Source organism: Noviherbaspirillum sp. (assembly GCF_035254685.1).
Taxonomy (GTDB): domain Bacteria; phylum Pseudomonadota; class Gammaproteobacteria; order Burkholderiales; family Burkholderiaceae_D; genus Noviherbaspirillum.
This window is the reverse complement of record NZ_DATFAI010000043.1, coordinates 83,484-89,644: the sequence shown is the minus strand read 5'-3', so window position 1 is coordinate 89,644 and position 6,161 is coordinate 83,484. Positions and strand designations below refer to the sequence as shown.

Here is a 6,161-nt window from a genome sequence, read left to right as displayed (position 1 = left end):
CGTAGCCAATCCGGCCACACCACCCGCCGCACACGTAGCGACGAGCAAGCCGCGTCGACCGGAATCGACCTGCTTTTCGTTACTCATACCAACCCCAATCAGTGAAAAAACGAAATCTGCACGAAACTTCTAGCAACCTTCGATTATAGCCGACCGCGATTGCGAATTAAAGCAAATAGGTTCTATTTGGCAACCCCCGAGCACATTTCCACTGTCCCGGGCGCGCCAAACCACCTGACTGGAGGGGATGTGCGTCGGCGAAGGGGCTAAAATGCCGACGAATTGGCCTTTGATGCCGTGGATGGCCGGCGGCCAGGCAAGGTAGTTTTCGGGGCACTCCCTGCCTAATTGGTGCGCGACCGCCCCAACTGCAGGAGGCCGCGACGATGCGCCTCGAACACAGCCTCGCCGCGGGAATGCACGGCGAGCTTGCCGTAGATGTTCTTGATATGGGTTTGAACCGTTCCGACGGACACCGACAACATCTTGGCCACTTCGCCATAGCTATCGCCTTGGGCAATCAGATCCAGGATGGCGGCTTCCCGCCTGGTAAGAGTCGCGTCGGTCGCCGGGGCGGATTCGGACAACGTCGGCTTGTTACCGCCCCGGACCTTCGCCAGCACCATCCGCGCAATCGTCGGGCTCATCGGCGCCCCGCCATCGCGCAGGTCCAGCACTGCCCGCGCGATGTCCATCCTTCCGGCGTCCTTCAGCACGTAACCGGAAGCACCTGCTTCGATGCAGGCCAGGACATTCGATTCATCGCTCGACATAGTCACGACCATGATGTCAGTCTGCGGATACCGGCGAGTGCATGCATGAATGATGTCGAGCCCCGATCCGTCGGGAAGCCCGAGATCGGTAATCAGTACGTCCGGCTGCGCGCCGTCGAGCCATTCCAGTGCTGGTCTGACGCTATCGTATGCTGCCAGCAATTTCAGCCCGGGAGCCGACTCGACCGCCAGGCACAATGTCTTTCGCGTTACGGCGTCGTCTTCAACGACCAGTACGCCGACCGCGTCACGCGATGTCTGATCCTGCTGCATATTCATTCCTCACCAGCGGCAATAATACCGCACATAAACAACTAATTAACTTTCGGTGTGAATACCCCTTTTGCAGCTAGGGTTAGACAGGATTGCCGATGTCGATGAACTGGTGCTCGATACCGAAGCGCTCGGCCAGATGCTCCCCCAGCGCCTGCACGCCATACCGCTCCGTCGCGTGATGGCCGCACGCGAGATAGGAGACGCCGGACTCCCTGGCCAAGTGTACGATGGGCTCGGAAATTTCACCGCTCAGGTAGGTCGCGGCGCCAGCCACGATGGCATCATTCATCAGGTTCTGCGCTGCGCCAGTGCACCACCCGAGCCGCCCGACAACCTGCGCCGGATCACCAATGACAAGGGGAGCCCGTCCGAGGCGCACCTCGATCGCCTTTGCCAGCTCAGCCACCGTCTTGATCCCGGCATCAGCCGGAGCACCGAGCCAGCCGAGGTCGTTTTCGCCGAAACGTCCGTCAGCGACGAAACCAAGGCGCCTCGCCAGCTGTGCGTTATTGCCAAGCTCGGGATGCATATCCAGAGGCAAATGGTAGGCAAACAGGTTGATGTCATGCTCCAGAAGCATTCGCAGGCGCTTCTGCTTCGGGCCCACAACCCTTGGATCCTCACCGCGCCAGAAATAGCCATGGTGCACCAGGATCGTGTCTGCGCCGACCGCCACCGCCGCCTCAATCAAGGCTAAACTTGCGGTTACTCCGGTAACCAGTTTTTTTACCATTGCGCGCCCTTCGACCTGCAGGCCGTTTGGGCAATAGTCGCGAAAACGAGTAATATCAAGGGCTTGGTCTAGATATTTTGCAAATCCATCCCTGTTTATCGATCCTTGGTTCATCTTTAACCTTTTATGCGACGTCTTTGGCTGTTGTTTGCGCAAACCGTTACCGTCGGTTTGGCAGTGTGGTTCATTGTAGCGAGCTTGAAGCCGGAGTGGGCTGGCAGAACGACAGGCGGAGCAGGTGCCGGGCATCCGGTGGTATCGTCGGTCCCCATGCTCGAGGCGCCCGTGAGCGCATCACCGGCGCAGGGTTCGTATCGCGAGGCAGCCAGGCGGGCGATGCCAGCGGTGGTGAACATCTTTACGACCAAAGGCGCACAGCAGCCGAAGACGCCGTTTATGGACGATCCGCTGTTTCGCCGCTTCTTTGGCGATCAGCAGGAAGATCGCCAGTTCAGCCTCGGTTCGGGCGTGGTCATCAGTCCGCAGGGTTATGTATTGACGAATAACCATGTGATTGAGACCGCCGATGAAATCGAAGTGGCGCTGGCAGACGGACGCAAGTCTGCGGCCAAGGTGGTCGGCGCCGATCCAGAAACCGATCTCGCGGTCGTGAAAATCAACCTGGAGAATCTGCCGGCGATCACCTTGGGTCACGCCGACCAGGCAAGGGTTGGCGACGTTGTGCTGGCCATTGGCAACCCGTTTGGTGTGGGCCAGACGGTCACAATGGGCATCATTTCTGCGCTCGGCCGTAACCATCTCGGCATCAACACTTTCGAAAATTTCATCCAGACCGATGCCGCCATCAATCCTGGCAACTCCGGCGGCGCACTGATCGACGTCAATGGCAACCTGCTCGGCATCAACACGGCCATCTACTCCCGCAGCGGAGGCTCGCTCGGCATCGGATTCGCGATCCCGGTAACCACGATCAAGACCGTGATGGAATCGATCATCACTACCGGCCAGGTGGTGCGTGGCTGGATTGGCGTGGAACCCCAGGACATCACGCCGGAGCTGGCGGAAAGTTTCGGTCTCAGCCGGAAATCAGGAGCGATCATCGCCGGCGTATTGAAAGGAGGCCCGGCGGACAAGGCGGGGATCAAGCCCGGCGATATCCTGATCGAAGTCGAAGGCAAACCGGTATCCGACACGACTGACATGCTGAACCTGATTGCGCAGCTGACACCAGGTCGCAAGGCAAAGATGATCGTGATTCGGAAGAATCACGAGTCATCCATCGATGTAACCGTCGGCACACGGCCTAAACCGCGTCGCGAAGAGCAGGAATAACCGATTGCAGGGATGAATAATGCATACGCGCGACCTGATCCAGTTTCTGGCTGAACTCTCGGAAAACAATAACCGTGCGTGGTTCGTGATGAACAAGCCGCGCTACGACATCCTGCGCCTGGAATTCCTGGAGCTGGTCACGAAGCTGATTCCTGTCGTCGGGAAGTTCGACCCTGAAGTGGCGAACTGCAATCCGCGGAAGGCGCTGTTCCGCATCAATCGCGACATGCGTTTTTCGCGCGACAAAAGCCCCTACAAGACCGCCTTTTCTGCGGCGATCACGGCGAGCGGGCTGAAAAAGCCGAGCCAGGGCGGCGGTCCGGCCTACTATTTCCATGTCGATGCCAATGGAGTTCTGCTGGTTGCGGGCGGCGAGTACATGCCACCGCCAGACCGGCTGAAGACGATCCGCCAGCATGTGGTCGCGGATGCGGCAGGCTTCAGCAAGGTGCTCAGGAACAAGAGACTGAAGGATACGTTTGGCGATCTTCAGGATGAAGGCAAACTGACCCGCCCGCCGAAAGGCTTCGATGCCGATACGCCGCACATCGAGTACATCAAGATGAAGAGCTTCATCGTGTGGAATGAGACGAGCCTGAAAGACGGGATTCCCGCGGATCTCGGCAAGGAACTGGTTGCGGGATTCCGGGACGCCTTCCCGCTCGTCGCCTGGCTGCGCCAGGCAAAATAAGCGCTACGCTGTCTCTTCGGTTTCTTCCGGCGCCTCGGTCGCGCGCGCGAATATCGGGGCGACCAGCAGGCCGATTTCAAACAACAGGCAGATCGGCACCGCGAGCAACAACTGGCTCATGATGTCCGGCGGCGTCACAACGGCGGCGATCACGAATGCACCGACGATCACGTAGGGACGCATTTCCTTGAGCTTTTCGACAGTGATCAGTCCCATCCGCACGAGGACGATCACAATGATCGGTACTTCAAAGGTTACGCCGAAGGCGATGAACAGGGTCATCACAAAACCGAAATAGCTTTCGATATCCGGCGCCACCGTAATCGACTTGGGCGCGAATTCGTTGATGAACCTGAAGATCACGCCGAACACGAAGAAGTAGCAGAATGCAACGCCCGAAACAAACAGGAGCGACGACGACACCACCAGCGGCGCAATCAGTTTCTTTTCATGTGCATAGAGGCCGGGCGCGATGAATGCCCACGCCTGATAGAGCACCACCGGCAGCGCGACGACGAATGCCACCAGCAAGGTGACCTTGACTGGAATCAGGAATGGCGTAATCACGCCGGTGGCGATCATCTTGCTGCCGGCCGGGAGCGCCGCCATCATCGGCATGGCGAGGAAATCGTAGATCTTGCCGGCCCATGGCATCAGGCACAGGAAGACCACGACAACCGCGGCAGAGGCCTTCATTACGCGATTGCGCAATTCCACCAGATGCGAGATGAAGGTTTCACTCGCAGCCGTTGTGTCTTGTTCGTCGGTCATTTAGTGAAAGGAAACGGATGATTTGCGAGCGACACTGGCAGGACGATGCCTGGCGACGCGCGCCGCCCCGGAAAGCACATGGGCCTTCCGGCCGCTCTGTTTCTTGTACCAGGCGGGAATGGCCGATGTTCTTGCAAGCTTCTTCTTGCGGAAGTCCTTCGCCTTCGCTGTCACCAGTTCGGGTGCCGGGGGCGGTGTATCGAGCAACGGATTGGACAAGGAAGTGTGAACCTCGGTCTCGATCTCCGAGAGGTTCTTGGCAATGCTCTGCTCGACATTGCTTGCCGCTTCCTGCATGTCCTTGTGCACCTTGCGCAGTTCTTCCAGTTCGATCTCGCGGCTGACTTCCGATTTGACGTCGTTGATGTAGCGCTGGGCACGTCCGAACAGGGTGCCGGCCATGCGCGCGACCTTCGGCAGCCTTTCAGGGCCGACGACAATCAGCGCGACAACGCCGATCAACGCGAGTTTGGAGAGTCCAAGATCAATCATGGCGGAAAAATTGCAGAGGAGGATCGCATAGCGCGCGGAGGCGCGCTACGGGTACTTCCGTGGAATGGGCGATCAACTCTTCTTTTCTTTGGCGTCGACGTCGATCGTCGCCTTATCGGCGTGCGCGGACTTCTCTTCATCGTCCTTCATGCCGTCCTTGAAACCCTTGACGGCCTTGCCGAGGTCGGAACCGATATTGCCAAGCTTCTTCGTACCGAAAATCAGCATGACGACAACCAGCACGATCAGCCAGTGCCAAATGCTCAATGAACCCATTACTTTCTCCTAAGCGGGCGCGACCGCCCAAAAACGATACAGATCAGCGTTGTCCACGCCAGGGACGCGGCCCGCCAATCACATGCAAATGCAGATGGTACACCTCTTGACCACCATCCGGCCCGGTATTGAATTGCGTCTTGAATCCGCCGCTACCGCCACCGTTCTCTGTCGCGACGTAGCCGCATCCCTGTTCTTGTGCCAACTTGGGCGCCAGCAGCATCATTTTACTGAGCAGGCCGGCATGGCTCTCGTCGCAATCTGCCAGCGTGGGAACATGCTTCTTTGGCACGATCAGGAAATGCACCGGTGCGGCAGGATTGATGTCGTGGAACGCAATCAGATCCTCGTCTTCGAAAATAGTTCTCGACGGAATTTGTTTCGCGGCGATTTTACAGAAAATGCAGTCAGTCATGAATATGAATATCCCGTTTCCTTGATCCTTGAACGAAATCCCGGCTTTCGCCGGTCGGTCAAAGTCTCTTTGCCGGATTGTCAGCCTAGCCTGCCGGTTATTTTCGGCTTGCCTTTTCCTCAATGCCCGAAATGCCTTCGCGACGGGCGAGTTCGTCCAGCACGTCCTGCGGTGTCAGGTCGAATTGCGCCAACATAACCATCGAGTGGAACCAAAGGTCCGCACATTCGTACAGCACTTTCGACTTGTCGCCGCCGACCCGCGCGTCCTTGGCAGCCATCACGGTTTCCGTCGCTTCTTCACCGATCTTTTTCAAGATGGCGTCGTCTCCCTTGGAAAACAAGCGAGCGACATACGATTTATCAGGATTTCCGCCGTTGGCAGGTTTGCGCGACTCAATTACCTCAGCCAGGCGTTTCAGGGTATCAGTCATGGTATTGG

The 6,161-nt window shown here is 57.9% G+C and carries 9 protein-coding genes and 1 pseudogene; 2 read left to right on the top strand and 8 right to left on the bottom strand.

What is annotated here, in order from left to right; genetic code table 11:
• The 3 genes and pseudogenes from VJ698_RS20610 to VJ698_RS20600 all read right to left on the bottom strand — a co-directional run.
• Nucleotides 1–87 (bottom strand): annotated as a pseudogene (locus VJ698_RS20610) (ubiquinol-cytochrome c reductase iron-sulfur subunit); the annotation flags it as partial.
• A 257-nt stretch (nucleotides 88–344) separates the two neighbouring features.
• Nucleotides 345–1,046, bottom strand: a complete 702-nt coding sequence (locus tag VJ698_RS20605) for a response regulator transcription factor (RefSeq protein WP_324104686.1) — start codon at nucleotides 1,044–1,046, stop codon at nucleotides 345–347.
• Between the two features lie 82 nt (nucleotides 1,047–1,128).
• On the bottom strand, nucleotides 1,129–1,896 hold the full coding sequence (locus tag VJ698_RS20600; protein WP_324104685.1) for a Nif3-like dinuclear metal center hexameric protein: 768 nt from the start codon (nucleotides 1,894–1,896) through the stop codon (nucleotides 1,129–1,131).
• 12 nt (nucleotides 1,897–1,908) lie between these two features.
• Here VJ698_RS20600 and VJ698_RS20595 point away from each other — a divergent pair, with 12 nt between their 5' ends.
• On the top strand, nucleotides 1,909–3,075 hold the full coding sequence (locus tag VJ698_RS20595) for a Do family serine endopeptidase (protein WP_324104684.1): 1,167 nt from the start codon (nucleotides 1,909–1,911) through the stop codon (nucleotides 3,073–3,075).
• Nucleotides 3,076–3,094: 19 nt separating this feature from the next.
• Nucleotides 3,095–3,766, top strand: a complete 672-nt coding sequence (locus tag VJ698_RS20590) for a DUF2461 domain-containing protein (RefSeq protein WP_324104683.1) — start codon at nucleotides 3,095–3,097, stop codon at nucleotides 3,764–3,766.
• 3 nt (nucleotides 3,767–3,769) lie between these two features.
• On the opposite strand, the gene tatC is transcribed toward VJ698_RS20590, so the two are convergent.
• The 5 genes from tatC to VJ698_RS20565 all read right to left on the bottom strand — a co-directional run bounded on the left by tatC (nucleotide 3,770) and on the right by VJ698_RS20565 (nucleotide 6,153).
• Nucleotides 3,770–4,537: a twin-arginine translocase subunit TatC gene (gene tatC / locus VJ698_RS20585; RefSeq protein ID WP_324104682.1), complete on the bottom strand. Its 768-nt coding sequence runs from the start codon at nucleotides 4,535–4,537 to the stop codon at nucleotides 3,770–3,772.
• Nucleotides 4,538–5,029 carry a Sec-independent protein translocase protein TatB gene (tatB, locus tag VJ698_RS20580; protein WP_324104681.1) on the bottom strand — a complete coding sequence of 164 codons (492 nt, stop codon included), beginning with the start codon at nucleotides 5,027–5,029 and terminating at the stop codon, nucleotides 4,538–4,540.
• A gap of 72 nt (nucleotides 5,030–5,101) precedes the next feature.
• Nucleotides 5,102–5,305 carry a Sec-independent protein translocase subunit TatA gene (gene tatA / locus VJ698_RS20575; protein WP_324104680.1) on the bottom strand — a complete coding sequence of 68 codons (204 nt, stop codon included), beginning with the start codon at nucleotides 5,303–5,305 and terminating at the stop codon, nucleotides 5,102–5,104.
• Nucleotides 5,306–5,348: 43 nt separating this feature from the next.
• Nucleotides 5,349–5,720, bottom strand: a complete 372-nt coding sequence (locus VJ698_RS20570; protein ID WP_324104690.1) for a histidine triad nucleotide-binding protein — start codon at nucleotides 5,718–5,720, stop codon at nucleotides 5,349–5,351.
• 97 nt (nucleotides 5,721–5,817) lie between these two features.
• A complete protein-coding gene (locus tag VJ698_RS20565) occupies nucleotides 5,818–6,153 on the bottom strand; it encodes a phosphoribosyl-ATP diphosphatase (RefSeq protein ID WP_324104679.1) in 336 nt (111 codons plus the stop codon).
• Between the last annotated feature and the right edge of the window lie 8 nt (nucleotides 6,154–6,161).

What these genes read in the sequence shown, in the direction of transcription:
- VJ698_RS20605 (WP_324104686.1), bottom strand. Translation starts at nt 1,046, where the DNA reads ATGCAGCAGGATCAGACATCGCGTGACGCGGTCGGCGTACTGGTCGTT.
- VJ698_RS20600 (WP_324104685.1), bottom strand. Translation starts at nt 1,896, where the DNA reads ATGAACCAAGGATCGATAAACAGGGATGGATTTGCAAAATATCTAGAC.
- VJ698_RS20595 (WP_324104684.1), top strand. Translation starts at nt 1,909, where the DNA reads ATGCGACGTCTTTGGCTGTTGTTTGCGCAAACCGTTACCGTCGGTTTG.
- VJ698_RS20590 (WP_324104683.1), top strand. Translation starts at nt 3,095, where the DNA reads ATGCATACGCGCGACCTGATCCAGTTTCTGGCTGAACTCTCGGAAAAC.
- tatC (WP_324104682.1), bottom strand. Translation starts at nt 4,537, where the DNA reads ATGACCGACGAACAAGACACAACGGCTGCGAGTGAAACCTTCATCTCG.
- tatB (WP_324104681.1), bottom strand. Translation starts at nt 5,029, where the DNA reads ATGATTGATCTTGGACTCTCCAAACTCGCGTTGATCGGCGTTGTCGCG.
- tatA (WP_324104680.1), bottom strand. Translation starts at nt 5,305, where the DNA reads ATGGGTTCATTGAGCATTTGGCACTGGCTGATCGTGCTGGTTGTCGTC.
- VJ698_RS20570 (WP_324104690.1), bottom strand. Translation starts at nt 5,720, where the DNA reads ATGACTGACTGCATTTTCTGTAAAATCGCCGCGAAACAAATTCCGTCG.
- VJ698_RS20565 (WP_324104679.1), bottom strand. Translation starts at nt 6,153, where the DNA reads ATGACTGATACCCTGAAACGCCTGGCTGAGGTAATTGAGTCGCGCAAA.